Origin of the sequence: Sporanaerobacter sp. PP17-6a (assembly GCF_900095615.1) — a bacterium.
Taxonomy (GTDB): Bacteria; Bacillota; Clostridia; order Tissierellales; family Acidilutibacteraceae; genus Acidilutibacter; species Acidilutibacter cellobiosedens.
Genome location: NZ_FMIF01000043.1, coordinates 13,373 through 35,601, shown reverse-complemented (window position 1 = coordinate 35,601; position 22,229 = coordinate 13,373). Strand labels below are relative to the sequence as shown.

The window sequence follows — 22,229 nt, the reverse complement described above, 5'->3', positions numbered from 1 at the left end:
GTTTTTTATTCATAGAAAAATACTTTAACTATAATAAAATATTATAAAAAAATTTTTAATGGAAACATAGTTTTTAATTTTTAAAAAATATTGACAAAAACTTAAATTACTATTAGAATATTTATTATACAAATTAATAGTAAGTTTAAGCTCTTATCTAGAGAGGTGGAGGGACTGGCCCGATGAAACCCGGCAACCTGTGTAAATACAAGGTGCCAATTCCTACGGTAATACTTGCCGAGAGATGAGAGGGGATATAGTCCTCTTTCTTCCGAAAAGAGGTTTTTTTATTTAAAAAACCTTAAATCATTGAGAGAGGTATTTTATTGTCTTTATTACTTCACAGAGTAATTCTTTAAAGGGGTGAATTTGTTGATTACCATTGAAAACTTATCAAAAACTTATATACAAGATAATAAAAAAATTATTGCTTTAAAAAATATAAATTTAAACATAGAAAAAGGTGAGATATTTGGAATAATAGGGTTGAGCGGTGCAGGTAAATCAACTCTTATCAGATGTATAAATCGTCTTGAAGAACCTGACAGCGGAAAAATAATAATTGATAATGTGAATATCACAAATTTGAATAAAAATGAACTGAGAGAAGAAAGAAAGGGAATAGGAATGATATTTCAGAGCTTTAACCTTCTTTCCTCAAAAAATGTATACGATAATATAGCCTTTCCATTGCGATTGGAAAAAATGGATAAAAAAGACATAGATAAAAGAACAAAAGAACTCGTGAAATATGTTGAATTAGAAGATAAAATAAATTCCTATCCAGCCCAGTTAAGCGGGGGTCAAAAACAAAGAGTAGCAGTAGGAAGAGCATTAGCAAATAACCCTAAAGTACTCCTCAGTGATGAAGGTACTTCCGCATTGGATCCGATAACCACCAAATCGATTTTGGCATTGCTAAAAAAAATAAGAGATGAATTCAATGTCACCATAATCATGATTACTCATCAAATGGAAGTGGTTAAGGATATTTGTGACAGAGTCGCTATCATAGAAAACGGTAAAATAATAGAATCAAATACTGTCGAAGAATTATTCAGACATCCTAAGACAAAAATTAGTCGTTCTTTTATAAACAGCCTGAATATAAACACCGATGAATTCGTTCCACTGCCTAAAATTGATCACGGAAAATTAATAAGACTAAGCTTTAGTAAAGAAAACGCAAGAAAACCGGTTGTATCCGATATGATAAAAAAATTTAATATTTCTGTAAACATACTTTCCGGAAATATTTACGATCTAAATAAAACGAGCGTTGGATATTTGATTGTTCAAGTAGACGGAGAAAATGAAGAAATAGAAAAGTCCCTATCTTGGCTTAATAATCAAGGTATCAATTTCGAGGTGATTTAAATGGGGCAACTGGTATATGAAGCAACTTTAGAAACTATATATATGGTATTTTTCTCTACTATATTTTCTCTCCTTTTAGGATTCCCTTTAGGTGTATTATTAACAATTACCGAAAGAGGCGGAATATGGGAGAAGCTTATGTTAAATCAGATTCTGGAAGGAATAATCAATATTCTAAGATCCTTTCCTTTTATCATACTCATGATCCTCGTTTTTCCCGTATCCAGAATTATTGTGGGAACGACCATCGGAACGACTGCTACAATTGTCCCTCTTTCCATTTCTGCCGCTCCATTCGTTGCAAGAGTAATAGAAGAGGCATTAAAAAAGGTAGATAAAGGAGTCGTGGAAGCAAGTTTAGCCATGGGAGCTACAGTCAGACAAATCATATTTAAAGTATTGATTCCCGAAGCTATGCCTTCCTTAGTGTCAGGAATTACCCTAACTGTTATCAATTTAATCGGCTATTCTGCTATGGCAGGAGCTATCGGAGGAGGTGGTTTGGGAAATCTGGCCATAAGATATGGGCTCTATGGATTTCAAACCGACATAATGGTAGTTTCCGTAATAATAATTATTATTCTGGTTCAGGGAATACAGCTATTTGGCAATAAATTGGCTCACAAATTAAATAAAAAATAAGGAGGAATTATAATGAAAAAATTCAGTTTAATATTAATTGCCATTTTAATTTTTACTTTGCTCACCGGGTGCGGGAAAAAAGAAAGTGCAGAAAATGTAATAAAAATCGGAGTTTCTCCCGAACCTCACAAAGCAATTGTAGATTTGATTAAAGATGATTTAGAAAAAGAGGGAATTAAACTCGAAGTAATTGAATTTACCGACTATGTAAAGCCAAATACGGCCTTAGCCGACAAAGAAATCGATGCTAATTTCTTTCAACATCTCCCTTATATGAACGAATTTAAAGAAAAGCAAAATATAAATATCGTATCTATAGGTGCTGTTCATATTGAACCCATGGGATTATATTCCAAAAAATACAAATCCATAGATGAAATTCCCAACGGAAGTACCATTGCGATTCCAAATGATCCTACAAACGGAGGAAGAGCACTTCTGCTTCTTCAGGAAAACGGAATAATAAAATTAAAAGATCCGGATAATATTTTGTCTACAGAAAATGATATCGCAGAAAATCCAAAGAACTTAAAATTTGAGGCATTGGAAGCCGCTCAATTGCCAAGAGTACTCGGAGATGTAGATGGTGCTGTAATCAACGGAAATTATGCCCTTGAAGCTAATCTTGTTCCTACGAAAAATGCTTTAATACTTGAAGATAAAAGCTCCCCTTATGCTAATATAGTTGCTGTAAGAGGCGGAGAAGAAAACCAAGAAAAATTCCAGAAATTAATAAAAGCTCTCCAAAGCGAAAAGGTAAAAAAATTCATTGAAGAAAAATATAATGGCGGAGTAATCCCTGCATTTTAGAACTTTGAAAAATACACAATTACCAATTGCATATATAGTTCCATAACAAAAAAATGCGCTAAGGCGCATTTTTTTGCAGGCTATACTGAATTATCTGAGATTGTCAACATTGCCCCATGTTATTCTGCTAACATGGAATTAAGCAATTCATTATGACGATTCAATATTTCCATAATTGTTTTCTTGTCAATTTCTCGAATTGATAAGAATGGTTTAGGGTCAAGATCGTAATTTCCAATAGTCTTTTCAAACCATGCAACATCATGCCATGCGCCGCACTTATATCCTGTGTTGTGGTATACACCTAATTTTTTAAATCCGAGGTGTTCATGCAATTTTTTGCTATTTTCGTTAGGAGATGTAATGCCCCCATATACGTTGCGCACATTTTGCATCTGCAATATCTCAATCAAGGTATTGTAAAGTGCTTTGCCCACTCCGCAGCGCAAACAGTTTTTATCAATGTACACAGACAACTCTGCATTCCATTGATACGCAGCCCGCTCCATTTGTCTGTGCGCATATGCGTATCCAATAATTTTTTTATCCGACAAGCAGACTATATAAGGATATTCGGATGATATTTCCTTTATGCGATTTCTAAATTCATCTAAGGAAGGAGTCTCACATTCAAAAGTAATAGCTGTTTCTTTAATGTAGAACTCATATATTGCCAGAATTTCTGCGGCATCTGTTTCCTGAACCAGTCTAATTGTTTTCATACTAATGTCTCCTTTTCTTATTTATAGCAGCTTTTGAAAACAAAGCGTTATTACTTATTTCTATTGATAATCACTGCTGTATAATACTATTAGCTTTCAGATTACACCAACATACCTTACTTTCTTAATCGCAAGCAGAAATATCATACAAATTTGAATTTGACAAATAAAATATAGTTCTTATTCTTTAGTTATATATCCTTTCTTGAAAGAATCTTCAATTAGTCTCTCCGCATAATCATTAAGCACTTTTGAACTTCTTTTCAACGGGGCAATTCTATTAAGTATCTGTTTTTTTGAAATATTAAATTTTTTCCATGTTCCTCCCGAAGAATTATAATTCATTATAAAGGGTTGAAGTCTGTCCATGGAAGCTGCAAATAAGGCTTCATCCGTTTTCATTGCCTCAAATTCCTCCCAAAGGGACCTCAATTCTTCTCCTTTCTTCCCCGGAATCATTCCGAATATTTTCTCCGCTGCTTTAAGTTCTCTTTCTTTTTTATCCATATTTCCTTTCTCATCATAACAAAATGTATCTCCTGCGTATATTTCGACCAAATCATGGATCACCACCATCTTTATTACCTTAAATTCATCAATCTTGTTATCGGCATATTCCGATAATATCATAGTCATCAATGCTAAATGCCAAGAGTGTTCCGCATCATTTTCTCTCCTTGTACCGTTTATAAGACTCGTCTGTCTGAATATGCTCTTCATCTTGTCCAGTTCTACAATAAATTCAATTTCCCTATCTAATTCCTTGAAGTCCATATCTTCATCCCCCTTATAATTCGAATTCACCTATTAGTCTACCATAAATGATTCTTTTAAAAAATAAGTTTATCCCGGAATTTTATTTTCTGATATGTAAATAATAAGTAATGGAAGAGGTGAAAATATGAAAAAGAAAAAAACAAAGGTTAAAAAACCCGATATGCCCATTGAACCTCAAAGTATGAATGCTTATGACGATACGGAAAAATTAAAACCTGAATCTAAAGTATCCATACCAAGTCTCAGAGGAGTTATAGAAGCCAAAAAATGGGTGGAAGAAAATAAAAAGTAGGCTGATATTCTACCAAAATATCAGCCTATAATAGGGTCTATCTGTCTATTTTAATTTTCTTGCTTGCTTAAGTATAATTCTCTGTTCAACAGAGGCAACCAACCTTCTGGTATAATTGACCGTATCAGGATTGACGCTCATACTGTCAATTCCCTCTTGAACTAAGAATTCTGCGAATTCAGGATATTGGGACGGCCCTTGGCCGCATATGGAAATAGTCTTTCCGTATTTATGTGTAGCTTTAATTAATATGGATATTGCTTTCTTTACTGCTTCATTTCTTTCATCAAAATAACCCATATTATTTAATATCCCGGAATCCCTGTCTGCTCCCATTATCAATTGAGTAAGGTCGTTACTTCCTATACTGAAACCATCAACCAATTGAGCAAACTCTTCTGCTTCAAATACTACGGAAGGAACTTCTGCCATTATCCACAATTTAAAATTATTTCCTTGTACCAGTCCTTCCGATGCCATTATTTCCTTAACCTTTACCAGTTCCCAAGTAGTCCTTACAAATGGAAGCATCGCCCAAACATTAGTAAGTCCGTATTCCTCCCTTACCTTCTTAAGTGCCCTACATTCAAGTCTAAAACCTTCCTCGTATTCAGGAGATATATATCGTGATACGCCTCTCCATCCTATCATGGGGTTATTTTCAACGGGTTCTACTTCATCTCCGCCTTTTAAACCCCTGAACTCGTTAGTCCTGAAATCACTAAGTCTCACAACAATAGGCTTCGGATATATTGCTTGAGCAACCGTAGTTATTCCTTCCGACATCTTATCTATAAGTACTTTACCTTGATTTGTCTTAACCAAATACATAGGATGGGCTCCTATCATATTAGTAAATATAAATTCGGTTCTCATAAGTCCAATCCCATCGAAAGGTAATTCTTTATATCTATTTATAATTGAAGGTTCTCCCAAATTCATATATATTTTAGTTGCCGTAATAGGAGACAATTGATATACTAAATTGTCTAATGCCGCGGGATTTTGGGAAGATATATCTGATTTCCCTGTGTCTTCTTTTTCCTTCTTAAATACCTTTCCTTCATATACTACTCCCCTTGTTGCATCTACCGTTATACTCATTCCTTCCTTAAGAGTTTCGGTAGCGGTTTTAGTTCCCACTATACATGGAATTCCCAATTCCCTTGAAACAATTGCCGCATGGCACGTTCTTCCTCCCTCGTCGGTAACTACTGCACGGGCTCTTCTCATGGCTGGGACCATATCCGGATTAGTCATCACCGTTACAATAACATCCCCATCTTCTATTCTTGAAATCTCGCTGATATTTGAAATATTCTTTACATTTCCGCATGCAATTCCCGGCGAAGCCGATAATCCTTTAGTAAGTACCTTTAATTCTTTCTTTTCTCCCATAGAATTCACCTCTTTCTTTACTCTATTTTTTAATGTAGTAATAGGTCTCGCCTGCAATATATATAATTTCTTTGTATCCTTATCGAATCCCCACTCGATATCTTCATAATTTTCATAGATATTTTCAATTTTTATGCCATATTCGGCCAATTCATCTATTTCTTCTTCTGTCAGACACTGCTTATTGATAAAATCATATCCTAAAAAGTCCGATACCCTTACTTCCACCGTTCCGATATCTTCCTCGTTTTTAACTACCATTACAACCTTTTCGGAAATATGCTTCTCGACTACTTTTTTATTGCATTTATCAAGAATATATTCATCCGGACTAACAGTTCCCGACACAACAGCTTCCCCCAAACCCCAACTGGCATTTATCATTAACTGATTAACATCATTTGTTATGGGATTAGCCGTAAACATTACCCCAGATTTTTCGCTGTTAATCATCTTCTGAATGACTACACTTAATGAAACCTGAAAATGATCAAAATTTTGTTTCTCTCTATAATAAATTGCTCTTGCTGTCCAAAGAGATGCCCAGCATTTTCTGGTGTACCTTAATACTTCATCTATACGGCTGATATGCAGGTATGTATCCTGTTGACCTGCAAAAGAAGCTTCAGGTAAATCTTCGGCCGTTGCAGAACTTCTGACAGCAACAAATGGATTTTCAATTCTCGTTTTTATACTAAATTCTTTATATGCTCTTTCTATTTCCTCTTTTATTTCATTTGGCATAGGAGAATTATTAATAATATCCCTTATTTCCAAACTTCTCATCTGTAGCTTCGCTGAATCCTCTATATCTAATCCTTCTATCTTTCTTCTAATTTTATCTCCCAATTCTTCCTTCGATATAAAATCACTATATGCTTTTGCAGTAATACAAAACCCGGGCGGTACGCTTACTCCCTTTTGTGTCAGTTCTCCTAAATTTGCTCCCTTTCCCCCTACTATAGGTATATCTTCTTTACTGATTTCGTCAAACCATTTTATATATTTGTATGTCATGGATCTTAATACCTCCCTTAGCATTTATAATATATATTATAGCACATTTATATAAATATGCCATACTATTTAAAAACTTTTTTAATAATTTTTAAAAACTTTTTAAAAAACAAAAAGTCCTCTATTCAGATATTAAACAGAAGACTTTTTATCAACTTTAAATTTATATATTTTATATTAGTCTGTTTTAACTTTCTATTATGGAGTCAAGACCTATTATTCCTACAATTTCGTTCTGTAGATTATAAACAGGAGATGAAGCTGTAACTATTACCTTCTTACAATCTATGCCCAGGTAAAGATCGGAAACATAAACTTCTCCTTTAATGGCTTCTTGAAACCAAGGCCTGTCTGAAGGATCTATATAATCCATTCCTTCCTCACTGTCTGCAAGCAATTTTCCATTTATATCATAAAAGTATATGGCATCGATGCCGGGATATTTCTTTAAAAATTCTTTAAACACACCTTTGCAATTATCTTTAACCTGCCTTATTTCATCTCTGCCGGCCAACTCAGTTATTATTTTTTTGTTATTATTTATAATGTTATCTAATTTATTTTTTTCAATCTTGATTTTCGAACTGGATTGCAATATATTCTTCGATTCTTCATTTCTTGAATCCAAGGCACTTGCATCACGAGAAATCTCCGCCATTATGGCACTTTGTTCTTCAACAGAAGCGGAAATTTCCTCAGTACCGGCTGCCGTTTCCTGAGATATCTGAAATACTTCCGTTAAGCTATCCAATACTTTTTTAAGAACATCTTTCTGAGTCTCCATCTTATTTTTGGTATTATTTATAACAATATCAACCTCTGACAAAGATTTAGTCATTTTTTCAAAAGAGGACTTAGTACTTTGGACTTTTTCCGTATCCAATAATTCTTTATTAATGCTTTCTTCCAAATTATTTAGAAAAAAGCTTATTTCATTTCCAAACTTCATTATCATGTTGTCTATATTATCTGTGGCCTTCTTTGTTTCCTCTGCTAATTTTCTGACTTCATCTGCTACCACTGAAAAACCTTTCCCATATTCACCTGCTCTGGCAGCTTCAATAGCCGCATTTAATGCAAGCATATTTGTTTGTTCTGAAATTCCTCTTACCAACCCTACTATGTTATTTATTTCTTTAATATTTTGGGACATTTCTTTTGCTTTGTCCAATACATTTCTATTATTGGAAGTCCTGCTGACCATTCCGTCAGCTAAATCCTCCAAATTATGTTTGCTTTCATCAAAATCCTTATTGGTCTTTTCCCACTGCTCATGAATTTTGACATTTTCATTAGATGTATCATTTGAAATCTCTTCTAAATTTTTTGTCTCTTTAATTACAGACTCGATCATATTTTCTTGTTGGGAAGCCCCTCCCACCATGTGTTCTACGGATTTCGCGATGTCTTCCAAAGCCTTATTGGTATCTTCCGTTGCAGAAGCTAATTTTTTTGTTACATTAGAAGTCTGTTCCGAATTATAAAGTATTTGTGCCAAAGCTGATCGATAATCCTGCATAATTTTATTTAGGTTATCCGCTATTTCCTTGAATTCCACATCTTTAGCACTGAACTTTTTAGATAAATTTCCTTCAGCTACTTCTTTAATACCGGTTTTTAATTCATCAACCTGTTTTGAACTCTTAAATAATCTTTTAATTATTAAATCAAATACAATAATTATAATTGCTCCTGCAACATATATCCAGTTGCCCTCTTTCCCGAATAAAACCATAAAACCTATTACAGTTGCTATTTTCACAATTTCCAGCAATAAAATTTTACTATTTTTCAAAATATTACCCCCTATTCTCTCTTTTTTCCTTATTTTTATAATATCACAACTGTATTTTATTCTCAAAATATTTATTTAAATACTATTACTGACGTATCATTTGGACTTACCCAGTTATATAAAAATTTAGCGTGGCTTGTATAATTCCTCACACATTTATGGGATCTCGGAAATGTTCCCAAGGTAGCTAATTCCTCCTTCATACCCGGATCGATTTTTTCTCCGTCTTTTTTTACATATTCTACAGGAATTCCATGAATATATCCCCCTTGACTGAATCTTATGGCATAAGGAGCATATCCCGCTATTTCTCCGGTGGCATCATTTAAATACTCAAATTTGTCCTTCTTTTCTTGGACTTTAAAATTTCCTATAGGAGTTTCAAACATCTTTTCACTTCTTACTCCCGTAGTTGCCAAATTATAAGAAACCATATTCCAGCTTCCCGATATTTTTTCAAATACTGCTTGGTTTTGATTGGTTACATCAACAACCACCGCTTTGGTAAGTTTATCAATATTGTTATCAAAGGATACATACTCTTTGGGAATCCAATACGTCCCTTCATATCCTAAAGCCTTAACCTTGTAGTACCCTTTAACATCTCCTTGAACAAATACTATCATTCCATCGGGAAAATATCTGAATTCTTTTTTATTGTTTAAATCAGAATATGCGGGAGCACTTTGATAAGCCTGAACTCCATATTTGTCGATTCCTTTGTTATTTATAAGGGGAGGCGAACCGTTAGCATCGCGATAATTAGAAATATATCCATATTTTCCTTTATTTAATTCATCCTCTAATTTTTTTAAATTTGAAAACATGGTATCAAATTTAAAACTCCTTATCTCTCCCGAACCATTAGGAACAAAACCGTACAAAATACCCAAATCATTATCTTCCCATGTCACTGCATACCATTTTTGAGATTTTGTGCTCTCTATATATTCGCCCTTAACCTCACTTAACAGATTTATTTTTTCCAAACTATTAAATTCTCCCACTACATTTCCATCAACAGAAGGCATATTATATACTTTCACATTATCTTTGGTAGTTAAAAAATAATCATAGGGCATTAAGTGTTTTTTATAACTTAAATTCAACGCTAATCCTTGGGGCAGTTGAGTATTAAAAGTTCTTAAAAGAACAAAATTATTGTTTGTATTTAAGTTCTTGGAATCCGCCATAGATAAAATTTTTCTATTGCTCTTACTCATTTTATCGGTAATTTTATTTTCTTCATTAATGCTAATCGAATTTATATCTCTCTCAACAAAATTATAATAACCCTCTTCGGGATTTTCTTTTTCTGTTCCTTTATCCGTATTGGGTTTTTCCGAAATATTTGAATTGCATCCGGTAAGAATCATTAAAAAAATAAAAATCAAAGACCATCTCTGATTATATTTCAATATTGTCACCTTCCTCTTTTATTTATTGATAGATAGTTATTATTATTATTCCAATAAAATATGTAAAAAATCCTTATTTATTAAGAACAAAAATTATAATAAATATTTTTGTCTGTTACTAAGAATACTAATCTTAATATATTGCAATAATATAAACAATAAACTTTAAAGGGAGGTATTTTATGGATGCATTTGCTCTAATATTAGTAATAATTGGTGCTATAAATTGGGGTATCATAGCAATATTCAGGTTTGACTTTATAGCTACCATATTTGGAGGTTCTTCCAATATATTGAGCCGATTAATATATGGATTAATAGGTTTATCAGGGCTGTACTGTATAAAATTTCTATTGAGAAACAGAGAAAAAATTAAATAATACAAATAAAACAACATCAGAATAATTAAAATTCTGATGTTGGTATAAGGGGTTTATTAAAATTATCATTAATAAAAATGGCTTTACTTAACTAATGATTTTCCAAATTCTCTGCAAAGATTTGTATCTTCATCAGATTCCGGTTTTCCATTAATTATTAAGGCATCATGTATTATATTAGCTCCCTTGGAACTCATTCTTTCTTCCCAATCTATCATCCATTTTCCGTCTCCCCATCCATAAGAACCAAATAAAGCTAATTTCTTACCGCTGATTTTATCTTCAATGGATTCTATAAATGGTTCCATTTCGCTTTCTTCCAATACTTCATCTCCCATGGCAGGACACCCTAAAGCCGTTACATCGGATTCTGATATATCTTCTAAAGCTGCCTCATTTACAAACTTAAGTATAACTTCGGCTCCTTGTTCTTTCGCACTCTCATATATAATATTTGCCATCTCTTCTGTATTCCCCGTACCGCTCCAATATATTATACTTAATTTTTTCATTTATAAATCGCTTCCTTTCATATTATAATATTGATATTGATTATCATTATCACCATAATTATCATACTATAATATGCCTCTTTTGTAAAGACAAATTGCTAAAAATTACAGAAAAGAATTATTAAGAAGATTAAAAATATCCATGTCTCATCAATTCCGCCTAATATATTTCCTAATATATTTCCTAATATTCCTCCTCCTTCAGAATCCGTATTCAAACCGAATGAACCAGAAAATCCAAAAATAAGTATTATAAACAGAAAGAGCAATATAAAATTGTTGTTTCCTCCTTTAAACAGATCGCTAAACATCACAATCCCCCCTTTATGTATAAACCTATAATACTTATTCTATGCCTAAAAAAAATTTTGGTTACAAATTAATCCTTAAATCCTCCCTTAATTCAGCAATCGATTTTGTGCTTATCTTATTTCTATCTATTCCCAATAGTTCTAATATTTTTTTCAAATCTTCTTTCTTCTCAACTTCTATTTCCATATAAGGATAAGGATATGTGTCTTTATCCCACGTATCTATATCGAATCTGACTTTCCCATACATATAAGAAATTCTTTTTTTCTTTCCTTCATGTATTACATTAAGCCCTAAAGTTTTTAGTATATATATAAGTTTTTCCTTATTATCGATGTCTACATCGGTTTCAATATTTTCTCTTATCCCATCTTTAGAAATATTTTGTTTTAAAGTAAAGGTATCTTTTACCTTATTGGACATTAAATCTTGAGTTTCTCTGATTCTTAAATAACTGTTTAATTTTTGTTGAATATAATTGTCTTTTCCATCAATTATTATATTAATCTGGTATTCTTTTTTTATCAATTTTGCTCCAATATTTTTGAGTTTTTCCTCCATTTTCTTTGAATCTATATCTAATATTTTTACTTCTAATTCCTTACTCATAAATGTTCCTCCTATTTAATTACATTAATTTCTTGGGACAAAAATTCAAATAATCACTTGAAACACATAGAAACTCTATACCCTCAATTAATCCTTCAACAACATATCTGTGTCCTTCTCCGTGAAGATGGCCATATATGCATAAATCCACTTTTTTTTCTTTCATGAGACTGACAAATTCGTTAGGAGTTAAATCCATATTGAAAGGAGGATAATGAAGCATTACAATTCTCTTGTCAATATTTTCTTTTTTCTGAGAAAGAGAAAGATTTAACCTATTTAATTCCCTGGAAAAAATTTTTTCATCATGGGAATCGAACCCTTCCGAATCCTTTGAAATCCATCCTCTTGTTCCGGATATGGAAACTTTGTTAAAATCAAAACTTTCGTTTTGAAGGAAAAAGATGCTTTTCAATTCCAAGGATTTCAATTTTCTTTTACTTTCCCACCAATAATCATGATTCCCTTTAGTTATTACCTTTTTGCCCGGAAGTAAATCTATCTTTTTTAAATCAAAATAAGCCTCTTCTATGTTCATTGCCCAAGAAATATCCCCGGGAATTAAAACTACATCCTCATTGCTTACTACTTTTTTCCAATTTGAGAATATTTTTTCTTCATGATTTATCCATAAACTTCCGAATATATCCATGGGTTTTGTCTTTGTATTGTCTAAATGTAAATCACCTATCCCATAAATCATTACATCACCTCTCGGTTTAAAGTTAAAGATTAACTTTAAGTATAATATGGCTTAATATACAGTTTTGTTTTAGTTAAAGTATTACTTTAACTAAGGTTTATATAATTATATTTAACACCTAATTCATCTAATATTTCCCTTTCTCTTCTATGACATGTAAAAAGAATTATTTGTCTGCCGGAAACATCTTTTGACAAAAATTTTAAAATATTCTTCAATCTGTTATAATCATATTGAACAAAAGAATCGTCTAATATTAACGGTATCTTTTCTTCTTCCATAGTATCCATAATCTCAAATCGAGTTGCAAAGTAAAGCTGATCCATAGTTCCTCCACTTAATTGTTCTATATTTACTAACATTCCGGTTTCCGGATCTTCTACAGAAACATCCATATTTTCGCTAATCTTAACTTCTTTATATCTCTCATCAGTAATCATCCTGATTAAGCTACTTATCCTTTCATTTAAAAGAGGAGCAAATTCCTTATGAATATTCTTTGAAATATTATCTATAGTGTCCCTTGCTAAGACTAAAGACTTAATTTTGTTCTCATAATAATCAATAACATTTTTCTTTCTCTCTATGTCCTCAATTATCTCTACCAAAGGTCTTATACCCGAATAAGCATTCTTTATATTAGATTCAAATACTGTCTTATCAATATATAATTTGGAAATCCTTGTATCCAATTTCTTAATACGGTCCATAAGGTCATCCTTATTTTCTTCATTATGAAAATAGTCTACATCTTCTTTGAAAGAACCGACCTGATCTTTTAACCGCTCAAAATTATTTTCATTCAAAATATTATTTAAAAGTATATTATCATTTTCTAATTTATCTTTTAAACTTTTATATTCGTTTTTCTTATTCAACCCTTCCTTAAATTCTTCAAGAGAGCTGCATTTATTCTTGTTAAGCAATTTTCTTATGTTCTTGGATACCCTTTCTGTTTCTTCTATAGAAAAATTATATTTTCCCTTTAATTTGTTATTTTCTTCCATATAGTTTCTATGCTTATCCAGTAAATTTCTATAATCCGCATAATTTATTTCAATATTTTTAATATCATTTAAAGAACAGTTTTCATCCAAACTGAATTTAATAAAATAATCATTACAATCTTCCCGTAACTTTTTTACAACATTATTTAATTCAATTATTTCATCTTTAATATCCTTTAAACTTTTTTCCTCGCTCTTTAAATTTAAATCTCTTTCATAATTTGAATTTAATAATTTTTTCAGTTCAATTTTAGATTTGAGATCATATTTACTCAATATGTTCTTCAGTTCGTTTTCTATTTTCCCGATCTCTCCTTCTTTATTTTCTTCTTTATTATTAATCTCATTTATTTGTCCCTTCAAGTTGACAACATAATCTTCAATTTCCTTTTTTCGGGATATAATATATATAATAAATAAAAAAATAGGTATAATTCCTATAAATAAGAATTTATTTATAAATCCCATTCCGATAAATGAAAAAAGAGCTACCATTAGTAATATAAAAAATAAATTACTTTTTTTAATCAGTTTTTCCTTTTCCTCCAGCCTGACTTTTAAAAATAAAGATTTTGAATAATCTTGGTCATAAAGAATTTTATTCTTTTTTTCTTCCAATTCTTCATATTTATACAAATCCTCGGAAATATTTTCGTATTCACCTGTATTATATATATTCTGTTCTGCCTTTCCCTTTATTTTTTCATTCAATTCCTTAAGTTTTTTATTATTAATATAAAAATCCTGAAGAGAAGAAACAATGTTTTTTATTTTATTTTCATCCATATCTTCAAATTCTTTTAATTTTAATATTTTCCTTTCAACCTCTCTGATCTGTATGTTTTTTTCTTCTATCTCATTTTTTAAATTATCAACTTTCTCTTTAAAGTTATAAACTTCTCCTGTCAGAGATACTATTTCACCATATTCATCGAAATTTAAATCTTCATATTTCTTCAATTTTTCAATTTGTGTTTCCATATTTTCAATACTATTCTTTAATAGAGAAGCATCCTTATACTTTTTTATTAGCTGCAATTTTTTTATCTTTTCTACCTCTATTTCAGCATTTTCCTTATCAGTTTTTAATCTCTTTATTTCTTCTTCCGTTCCCTGAAGCCTCCACAAAAAATCATTGACGATTTCCAATTCCTTAACGGTCTTATCTTTTTCCTTATACAAGGCATCCAGTTCTTCAACAGCTTTTCCGTAAGGAGAAGTTTTCTTTCTTTCTTTAGTCCCTATATTGTCGATTTCATTATTAAAAAAATCCGTTACTTTTTTAATGGAGATATCTTCACTTAAACTTTTTCCTACATTAATCAAACTATTCTTTACTTCCTTCGACAGGGAGCATTCTATCTTACTGTTCATCTGACTTATGCTTACCGTATTTTTATATATGATACTGTTAATATTCATCTCAGGAAGTATGGGAATATGTTGCCTCAATACAGGATCATATTCAAAAAAATCAGTGATATCCTCTCCTGTAATATCGTCAAATATTTTCACTTCATCCTGTTTCTTTAAAAAGTTACGTTCAACTCTATACATATTGTTATTATAGGAATATTTAATAATTCCGTTATAGCCTTCTTTCGTCCAGGGGATATACTTTTTCTGGTCTGCAGTATATATTTTCTTTTTGGAATAAGGCTTAAAAAATCCAAATAACATTCCCTCAATAAATTTATGTACAGTAGTCTTTCCCGATTCATTTTCTCCATATACAAGATTGAAACCATCTTTGAATTCAATTTCCTTATTCTTGAATTTTCCGAAGGAATTTATCTTTAATTCTCTTATTACCATCTTTATTCACCCATCTTCTCTTTAAGAAGTATTTTAAGCCCTAAGTAAAGTCCGTCTTTTACAATAGGATCTTCAAGGCCTTTTTTCATCATCTCTTTTATAAAAATCCCGATAATATTATTATTGTTTTCCTTCAAAAGTTTGTCCAAATCATAATCCGGAGTTGTACAATTTATTATTTCTATATGATAAAACTCATCTTTAAGTATTTCCTTTATTTCTTCCAAATCCAAATTGATGTCTCTATCCATTATACCCTTTAAAGTTAATCTGTAGAAATTTTTTCGCCTCGAATTTTCATCGTCTATATTTTTAATAGCTTGTATAACATCTGAAAATCCGGCAATATGGGAGACGTCTATCTCCTTGTTTACAAATATCCTTTTACTGAAAGGAATCAGTTTCAATGATACTCTTCCCTTTTCAATTTCTCCCTCAACTATGCCGTGAATTCCCGTTTCTCCAAAGTCTAAAGGCTCGGGGCTTCCGCAGTAGGAAATCCTATCTTTCAGAAACTGTGGTTTATGTATATGTCCCAATGCAACATAGTCAAACCCTAAGCTTTCTATTTCCCCCATATCCAAGGGCATATACGGGGAATCCTTATTTAAAATATCCCCGTGAAGAACAAGAACATTGATTTTATCTTTATCTATGTTGTCCAAATCATCAAATAATCTCTTTTTTTCTTCCTTCTCCTTCCAACTATAACCCCAAATAACAGTATTAAGACTATTAAATTCCTTTTTCTCCAATTTTTCATTATGAAAAATATATACATTCTCGGGCCATTGTATAAGATTATATAAAGATTTTTCATCTAAGGGATCGTGGTTTCCTGCAGATATAACTACATTTACTCCTTTGATACTGTTAAAGCCGTCTCTTATCCTCTTTATATCTCCCATAGTAAAATAATCTTCTTCAAATAGGTCCCCGGAGATAATAAGAAAATCCGGCTTATTCTCATCAGCCCTTTTCAGAATCCTTTCAAAGGTTTCCCAAAGTTCAATCCTTCGTTTTTTAGATTGTATTCCGTCAAAGCTCGTATTTTTAAATTGGACTCCTATATGTAAATCTCCGGTATGGATTATCTTAATCATATATATACCTCCAAACTGCTGTTCTAATATAAAGTATAACATTATAACTTTCTCTTAAAAACCCCCTATTATCAATTTCTTATTCATTTTTTCGCTTTGAAATTAACAATAAAAGCATTTTTTTAGTTTTATTTTAGATAAAGCTAAAAAAATGCTTAGCAATTAAAAAATCAATTGATATCATATTTTGTTCAACACCAATTCTTTAATATTTTTAAAACTTGAATTTTAATTTCAAATATAATTATATCGACCTTATTTTTTCTTCATTTTTACCTTCATTATAACATCTTCCCCTCTTTTTAAAAATCCATCGGACATTTCTATTTCTTCAATTCTATTTGAATGGGAAACAATTACCGGAGTAACAATAGAAAAGCCTTTTTCCTTTATTTTGTCAATATCAGCCTCTATAAGAAGGTCACCTTTTTTTACCTTATCCATAAGTTCTACATGTCTTACAAATCCCTCTCCGTTTAATTTATTGGTATCAAGTCCGATATGTATTATTAACTCTATATCGTCTTCATTTCTCACTATTATACAATGGTTTCTTTTATATATACTGGCAATTTCTCCATCAAAGGGTGCTACTATTTTCCCGTCCGAAGGGATTATTCCTATACCCTTTCCCATATCATTAAATGCAGAATTGTCACCTTCCAATTTTTCAAGAGAAATGATTTCTCCATTAACAGGTGAAAATATATCAATCCACTTTTCCTTTAAAAACATTTTAAACATATTTTTTCGTCCTCCTTTCATACGATATTATATAAAATCCATTCTTCTATATTTCTCGTAAATCCTGAATTTACATTACTTTCTCTGCATACTTCAATATATTTTTTTATCGGTTCCTTATAATTATAATCCAATGTCCATTTATTCAGAATAAATAATCCGTCCTTTTCATAAAGAAATTTTGCTATCTTATATCCTATTACATAGGTATTTAATCTTTGAAATGAAAAATACTGGGGCTTTCCTTTCTTAACAAATATCAACATCTCGTTTAATTTTTTAAACTCTGCCTCTGCAAAATTCATGTTTTCTTTCGTGAGAGTACCGGCAGGATCGTCTGCAATAAAGTTCGCCTCATGTTGAATTAAACATGCTATTCCCTCTTCTAATATTCTTCCGAATAATTCATATAAGTACTTCTCAGGATAAAAATACATATTCTTTATCCAAGACTTTTTTCTTCTAAAAGGATTCTTCCTTATATGATACATTTCATGAGAAATAACTTTTTCAAATTCTTCTATTTTCCCTATATATTTTATCAGATTAATATATATCCTTTTACCAAAAATACAAAATCCTCCGTCAACTCCTCCGGCTAATAAGAATATTTGAGGATTTATCTCCACCCACTCAGGAATAATATTATACAATCTTTTCAACGCATTATTAACAATAATTTCCCAATTATCGTTAATATAGTTATAATCCTTCTCTATCTGTTCAATATTCCTTTTTATTTTAAAATACCCATACATATCCTCATAACTGCTATCTTTTAATACCTTAATTATTTCTCTCTTTAAAATACTTTTACTTGTATTTCTGTTCAATGCCCTTTCGTGTCTTAAAAATTCTTTCATTTCATGAGTATTTATCCATTCTTTATATTTTTTTTCATCAAAATAATTATTTTTATAAAGACTGATTAAAAATTCGGCCCCCCGACTCTCAAAGATCATTAATTTATCCCCCATTCCATTTCTTTTCCCATTAATTATATATACTGTATTTTGGAATAGGGTATGTCAGAATTTAATATTTTAATGAATATCTTGAACATGCTCTAACCATTTTTCAAATGTATCAATTTGAGAAATGGTTTCTTCATAACCTTGTTCATAAAGTTTTTGCAATTTATTTACATCCTTTTCCAATCTACTCACTTCAATTTTTTCTATAGGCCTAAACACATAAACTTGTCCATTTCTTTCCAATTCATCAATTTTGTTTAAAGCTTTATTATACATTTTATGTCTTTTTTTTATATTATTAATTATTTCTGGATAATTTTTTAATAATATTTTACCTAATGTCCCTAATTTTTCTTCTTTTTTTCTATACCCTTTATTCCTTGTAAGGACTAATACATTATATTTATTCCCATCATTTATAGATTTTTCTACGGGAATTGAATCGGATATCCCCCCGTCAAAATATAGCTTTCCATTAATATTTACAGGATTCGATATTATAGGCAAACTGCTGGAAGCCTGAAGAACCGTATTAATATCATCTTTTGACCGAAATTGTTTTTTTTCAAAATAAACCGGTTTTCCCGTTTTACTATCTGTAACACAAACTTTAAATATTACCGGAGAATTCAAAAAAGTATCATAATCAAATGGAACCAATTCGTTGGGAAGTTTATCAAACAAGAAATCCATATTAAAATAGCCCTTTCTTCCTAAAAAATATTTAAATCCCGAATATCCTTTATGATTTACATAATCTACAAAAACCTTTCTATTTCTTTCCCTTTGTTCGGCAATAAAATTCGCTCCATTATTAGCTCCCGCCGAGACTCCTATTATATAAGAAAATTTTATATTTTTGTCCATCATGGCAGTTAATACTCCTGAAGTATAAGCTCCTCTCATACCTCCCCCTTCAAGTACCAATCCAACATTTTGAACTGTCATTTTATCACCTTTCTTTTAACTGTATTTGAAAAATTATTTTGAAAATTTATCCGCTATAGAGGAAGCAGCATAGGAATTAGGTTTTGTTTCACAGTCAAATCCGTATGAATTTACCCATCCGGTTATTTCCCTTATGAATTTTGAAGTTGAACCGTTATTTCCCGCATCCACATGAATACTTATACCCAAATTTATTTTTTCCTCTTCAAAGGCTTTCAGCAGTTTAACTGCTATCTCCAAACTGGTACTCGTTTCATAAAATAATTTCTGCATCAGATTGTTTATTCTCTTTACATTCTTTATATCATAGAAAAATATTCCTCCATGACCTCTTCTGTAAACCGAAACGACTATTACGGTCTTTGTATAGTCAAAGTTCTGGCTGTCCGTTCCTACCGATATATTGTATTCGCTATTAGGTGATTTGGAAATAAAATTTTTAATCTTCGAAATCATATCTTCAAAAGATATATTGCCATAAGTAGGACTGTGCATTTTTTTCATCCCTTTTATATAGATTTAGTTATTCTTCTTCCCCTTAATATCCTCTATTTCAATCTTAAAAATCTTTGCAGCATCCATGCTTTTATCTATATACCTTTCTCCCGCTTCCATGTATTCATTTGAATACTTATGAATAAGCTCCATAAAAGCCTTCTTTTTCTCTTTTTCTTCTAATACTTCCCTTGCTTTCCCAAATATGATTGCACTTTTGTATTTTGTAGTAAATTTTTTGGAAAGAATCTCAGCTAATTCCACTATACAAAAAGATACTTTTTCATTATATTTCAGATTATTAATCTTATGTCCTTCCGGTGCACAATGAAAATAAATATTATTATCAATATACACATAGTTCAGCGGAATTCCATAAGGGTACCCGTCATCCCCAACTGTTGACATTATTCCGTATTTCCCATTTTTAACAATATCGATAACCGAATTTTTATCCATTTCTTTATCTTTTTTTCTCATTTCTTTAAACATGGTTTATTCACTTCACCTCTCTTATTTAATTATCATCCGACTTTTTCCTTACAAATACATATATTGTAATCACATAATTATTATAATATATGTTGTCCCATAAAACAATCATTTTTATAGTCTGTTAAGGCATCTTGTTCACATCGGCACATTAACATTTATTGCATCATAATATGAATATATAAAAATAAATGGAGGTCTTAATATGGATTATAATTATTGCTGCAGCGATAATGCAATAGCTTATATATACGGAGGTCCGCTACAACCTAATTTATACGGCGAAGTAAAATTCTTAAATGTTTGTGGCGGGACCGAAGTACACGTGGAAGTATGGGGGCTTCCGCCATATACTCCTGCTCATAACAGTACCATGCCCATAGGTCCTCACGGATTTCATATACACGACGGAAATACATGCGAAATAGGAGATCCGTCAGATCCCTTTCTCTCGGCAGGAAGTCACTGGAATCCCACAAATCAGCCCCACGGAAATCATGCCGGGGACTTCCCCGTACTGTTTTCCAACAGCGGCTATGCAAAGATGATTTTCTTCACAAATAAATTTAAGCCCGCCGACATAATAGGAAAAACCATAATAATACACCAAAATCCCGACGATTACAGGACTCAGCCTACGGGAAATTCAGGGAAAAGATTGGGCTGCGGAGTGATAAGTAAGCTCTGTTAAAGTATGAAAAAGGTCAGACTAAGTAATCTGACCTTTAGCTTTTTTTCAATAATGTGTTTTTCTTTTCTATCTTCATTATATTGATTAATTATTCTATTGCATTTTCACTTTCTTTATCAAATAAATAAATATCTTCACAGTCAAAACTAAGCTTTAAAATATCTCCTTTTCTATGCTCTTCTTTTGAATTTATCTTTGCAACTATCTTTTCGTCCCCCGCTATTAAATGTATAAAGCTTTCAGCACCTACCATTTCTATAACGTCTACCTTTCCTTCTATATAATTTGCTGTAATTGAAGAATCTTCTATAAGATTTAAACTTTCCGGTCTTATTCCTATTACTATTTTATTAGCAATATATCCTCCTTCTTCAATTTTTTTACTTTTCTTTTTGTTTAATTCTATTTCTATTTCTTTTGTTTTGAGATGAACTATATCTTCAATTTTTTCTACATTTACATCTATAAAGTTCATTTGCGGACTTCCTATGAAACCTGCAACAAATATATTTGAAGGATTATAATAAAGCTCTTTAGGTGTTGCTATTTGTTGGATACATCCGTCTTTCATTACTATAATTCTCGTTCCCATTGTCATTGCTTCGATTTGATCATGGGTTACATATATGAAGGTTGTTTCCAATTCATTATGCAATTTTATTACTTCTATCCTCGTTTGAACTCTTAGTTTTGCATCCAAGTTTGAAAGAGGTTCATCCATTAAAAATACTTTTGGATTTCTTACTATTGCCCTTCCTAGAGCTACCCTTTGCTGTTGCCCTCCTGATAAGGCTTTCGGCTTTCTGTTTAATAAATCCTTTATATCCAATGTTTTTGCAACTTCTTCTATCTTTCTTGCAATTTCATCCTTAGGTACTTTTCTAAGCTCTAAACCCAAGGACATATTTTCGTAGACTGTCATATGGGGGTAAAGAGCATAGTTTTGAAACACCATTGCAATATCTCTGTCCTTTGGAGAAATCTCATTCATCAATACATCATCTATATATAATTCTCCTCCTGTTATCTCCTCTAATCCTGCAACCATACGAAGTATTGTGGATTTTCCGCAGCCGGATGGACCTACCAAAACTATAAATTCTTTATCTTCAACCTCAAGGTTAAAATCCTTTACTGCCTGAATATTTCCTTTATACGTTTTTTTTATATTTCTAAACGATAGCCTTCCCATAAAA

At 31.4% G+C, this 22,229-nt stretch carries 23 protein-coding genes and 1 riboswitch; of the genes, 6 read left to right on the top strand and 17 right to left on the bottom strand.

Translation table 11 applies throughout. The features are described from left to right. Positions 1–150: 150 nt before the first annotated feature. A riboswitch (SAM riboswitch) is annotated at positions 151–251 on the top strand. Between the two features lie 121 nt (positions 252–372). From PP176A_RS15035 to PP176A_RS15025, 3 genes are read left to right on the top strand one after another with little or no spacing between them, the layout of a single operon-like run. Beyond that, positions 373–1,377: a methionine ABC transporter ATP-binding protein gene (locus PP176A_RS15035; RefSeq protein ID WP_071141295.1), complete on the top strand. Its 1,005-nt coding sequence runs from the start codon at positions 373–375 to the stop codon at positions 1,375–1,377. Next, complete coding sequence (locus PP176A_RS15030) at positions 1,378–2,019, top strand: methionine ABC transporter permease (protein ID WP_071141294.1); 642 nt, start codon at positions 1,378–1,380, stop codon at positions 2,017–2,019. It abuts the gene before it with no gap. Between the two features lie 12 nt (positions 2,020–2,031). Continuing rightward, positions 2,032–2,829: a MetQ/NlpA family ABC transporter substrate-binding protein gene (locus tag PP176A_RS15025; protein ID WP_071141293.1), complete on the top strand. Its 798-nt coding sequence runs from the start codon at positions 2,032–2,034 to the stop codon at positions 2,827–2,829. 119 nt (positions 2,830–2,948) lie between these two features. Here PP176A_RS15025 and PP176A_RS15020 read toward each other — a convergent pair whose 3' ends face one another. Then, entirely contained in the window at positions 2,949–3,551 is a 603-nt protein-coding gene (locus tag PP176A_RS15020) for a GNAT family N-acetyltransferase (protein WP_071141292.1), read from the bottom strand. A 180-nt stretch (positions 3,552–3,731) separates the two neighbouring features. Then, positions 3,732–4,325, bottom strand: coding sequence for an HD domain-containing protein (locus tag PP176A_RS15015; protein ID WP_071141291.1), 594 nt, complete (start codon positions 4,323–4,325; stop codon positions 3,732–3,734). A 127-nt stretch (positions 4,326–4,452) separates the two neighbouring features. On the opposite strand from PP176A_RS15015, the gene PP176A_RS15970 reads away from it, so the two are divergent. Further along, positions 4,453–4,620 (top strand): CDIF630_02480 family spore surface protein, encoded by a 168-nt coding sequence (locus tag PP176A_RS15970; RefSeq protein WP_083382005.1) that lies wholly within the window; start codon positions 4,453–4,455, stop codon positions 4,618–4,620. Positions 4,621–4,665: 45 nt separating this feature from the next. Here the strand turns inward: PP176A_RS15970 and ppsA are convergent, their stop codons facing one another. The 3 genes from ppsA to PP176A_RS15000 form a co-directional block, all read right to left on the bottom strand. Then, positions 4,666–7,035: a phosphoenolpyruvate synthase gene (gene ppsA, locus PP176A_RS15010; RefSeq protein ID WP_071141290.1), complete on the bottom strand. Its 2,370-nt coding sequence runs from the start codon at positions 7,033–7,035 to the stop codon at positions 4,666–4,668. A gap of 187 nt (positions 7,036–7,222) precedes the next feature. Beyond that, the gene (locus PP176A_RS15005; RefSeq protein ID WP_071141289.1) at positions 7,223–8,830 is read right to left on the bottom strand and encodes a methyl-accepting chemotaxis protein; all 1,608 of its coding nucleotides are present in this window, start codon (positions 8,828–8,830) and stop codon (positions 7,223–7,225) included. A gap of 71 nt (positions 8,831–8,901) precedes the next feature. Next, on the bottom strand, positions 8,902–10,248 hold the full coding sequence (locus tag PP176A_RS15000; protein ID WP_071141288.1) for a L,D-transpeptidase: 1,347 nt from the start codon (positions 10,246–10,248) through the stop codon (positions 8,902–8,904). A 182-nt stretch (positions 10,249–10,430) separates the two neighbouring features. Here PP176A_RS15000 and PP176A_RS14995 point away from each other — a divergent pair, with 182 nt between their 5' ends. Then, positions 10,431–10,628 (top strand): DUF378 domain-containing protein, encoded by a 198-nt coding sequence (locus PP176A_RS14995; protein WP_071141287.1) that lies wholly within the window; start codon positions 10,431–10,433, stop codon positions 10,626–10,628. Positions 10,629–10,711: 83 nt separating this feature from the next. On the opposite strand, the gene PP176A_RS14990 is transcribed toward PP176A_RS14995, so the two are convergent. The 11 genes from PP176A_RS14990 to PP176A_RS14940 form a co-directional block, all read right to left on the bottom strand. Further along, positions 10,712–11,140, bottom strand: a complete 429-nt coding sequence (locus PP176A_RS14990) for a flavodoxin (RefSeq protein WP_071141286.1) — start codon at positions 11,138–11,140, stop codon at positions 10,712–10,714. A gap of 98 nt (positions 11,141–11,238) precedes the next feature. Further along, positions 11,239–11,451 carry a hypothetical protein gene (locus PP176A_RS14985; RefSeq protein WP_071141285.1) on the bottom strand — a complete coding sequence of 71 codons (213 nt, stop codon included), beginning with the start codon at positions 11,449–11,451 and terminating at the stop codon, positions 11,239–11,241. 61 nt (positions 11,452–11,512) lie between these two features. Next, positions 11,513–12,061 carry a class IV adenylate cyclase gene (locus PP176A_RS14980; protein WP_071141284.1) on the bottom strand — a complete coding sequence of 183 codons (549 nt, stop codon included), beginning with the start codon at positions 12,059–12,061 and terminating at the stop codon, positions 11,513–11,515. A 19-nt stretch (positions 12,062–12,080) separates the two neighbouring features. Next, positions 12,081–12,764 carry a metallophosphoesterase gene (locus tag PP176A_RS14975; protein WP_071141283.1) on the bottom strand — a complete coding sequence of 228 codons (684 nt, stop codon included), beginning with the start codon at positions 12,762–12,764 and terminating at the stop codon, positions 12,081–12,083. Between the two features lie 86 nt (positions 12,765–12,850). Then, positions 12,851–15,586: an AAA family ATPase gene (locus PP176A_RS14970; protein ID WP_071141282.1), complete on the bottom strand. Its 2,736-nt coding sequence runs from the start codon at positions 15,584–15,586 to the stop codon at positions 12,851–12,853. Positions 15,587–15,588: 2 nt separating this feature from the next. Then, positions 15,589–16,689, bottom strand: a complete 1,101-nt coding sequence (locus PP176A_RS14965) for a metallophosphoesterase family protein (protein ID WP_071141281.1) — start codon at positions 16,687–16,689, stop codon at positions 15,589–15,591. 255 nt (positions 16,690–16,944) lie between these two features. Beyond that, positions 16,945–17,433, bottom strand: a complete 489-nt coding sequence (locus PP176A_RS14960) for a PTS sugar transporter subunit IIA (protein WP_083382004.1) — start codon at positions 17,431–17,433, stop codon at positions 16,945–16,947. Between the two features lie 17 nt (positions 17,434–17,450). Next, positions 17,451–18,395, bottom strand: coding sequence for a DUF5700 domain-containing putative Zn-dependent protease (locus PP176A_RS14955; RefSeq protein WP_071141279.1), 945 nt, complete (start codon positions 18,393–18,395; stop codon positions 17,451–17,453). 81 nt (positions 18,396–18,476) lie between these two features. After that, positions 18,477–19,355 (bottom strand): patatin-like phospholipase family protein, encoded by an 879-nt coding sequence (locus PP176A_RS14950; RefSeq protein ID WP_071141278.1) that lies wholly within the window; start codon positions 19,353–19,355, stop codon positions 18,477–18,479. 33 nt (positions 19,356–19,388) lie between these two features. After that, a complete protein-coding gene (locus PP176A_RS14945; RefSeq protein WP_071141277.1) occupies positions 19,389–19,850 on the bottom strand; it encodes a ribonuclease H-like YkuK family protein in 462 nt (153 codons plus the stop codon). Between the two features lie 24 nt (positions 19,851–19,874). Then, positions 19,875–20,342 carry a pyridoxamine 5'-phosphate oxidase family protein gene (locus PP176A_RS14940; protein ID WP_071141276.1) on the bottom strand — a complete coding sequence of 156 codons (468 nt, stop codon included), beginning with the start codon at positions 20,340–20,342 and terminating at the stop codon, positions 19,875–19,877. Between the two features lie 205 nt (positions 20,343–20,547). Here PP176A_RS14940 and PP176A_RS14935 point away from each other — a divergent pair, with 205 nt between their 5' ends. Further along, positions 20,548–21,033 (top strand): superoxide dismutase family protein, encoded by a 486-nt coding sequence (locus PP176A_RS14935; protein ID WP_071141275.1) that lies wholly within the window; start codon positions 20,548–20,550, stop codon positions 21,031–21,033. A gap of 88 nt (positions 21,034–21,121) precedes the next feature. Here the strand turns inward: PP176A_RS14935 and PP176A_RS14930 are convergent, their stop codons facing one another. Beyond that, positions 21,122–22,225 carry an ABC transporter ATP-binding protein gene (locus PP176A_RS14930; RefSeq protein ID WP_071141274.1) on the bottom strand — a complete coding sequence of 368 codons (1,104 nt, stop codon included), beginning with the start codon at positions 22,223–22,225 and terminating at the stop codon, positions 21,122–21,124. Between the last annotated feature and the right edge of the window lie 4 nt (positions 22,226–22,229).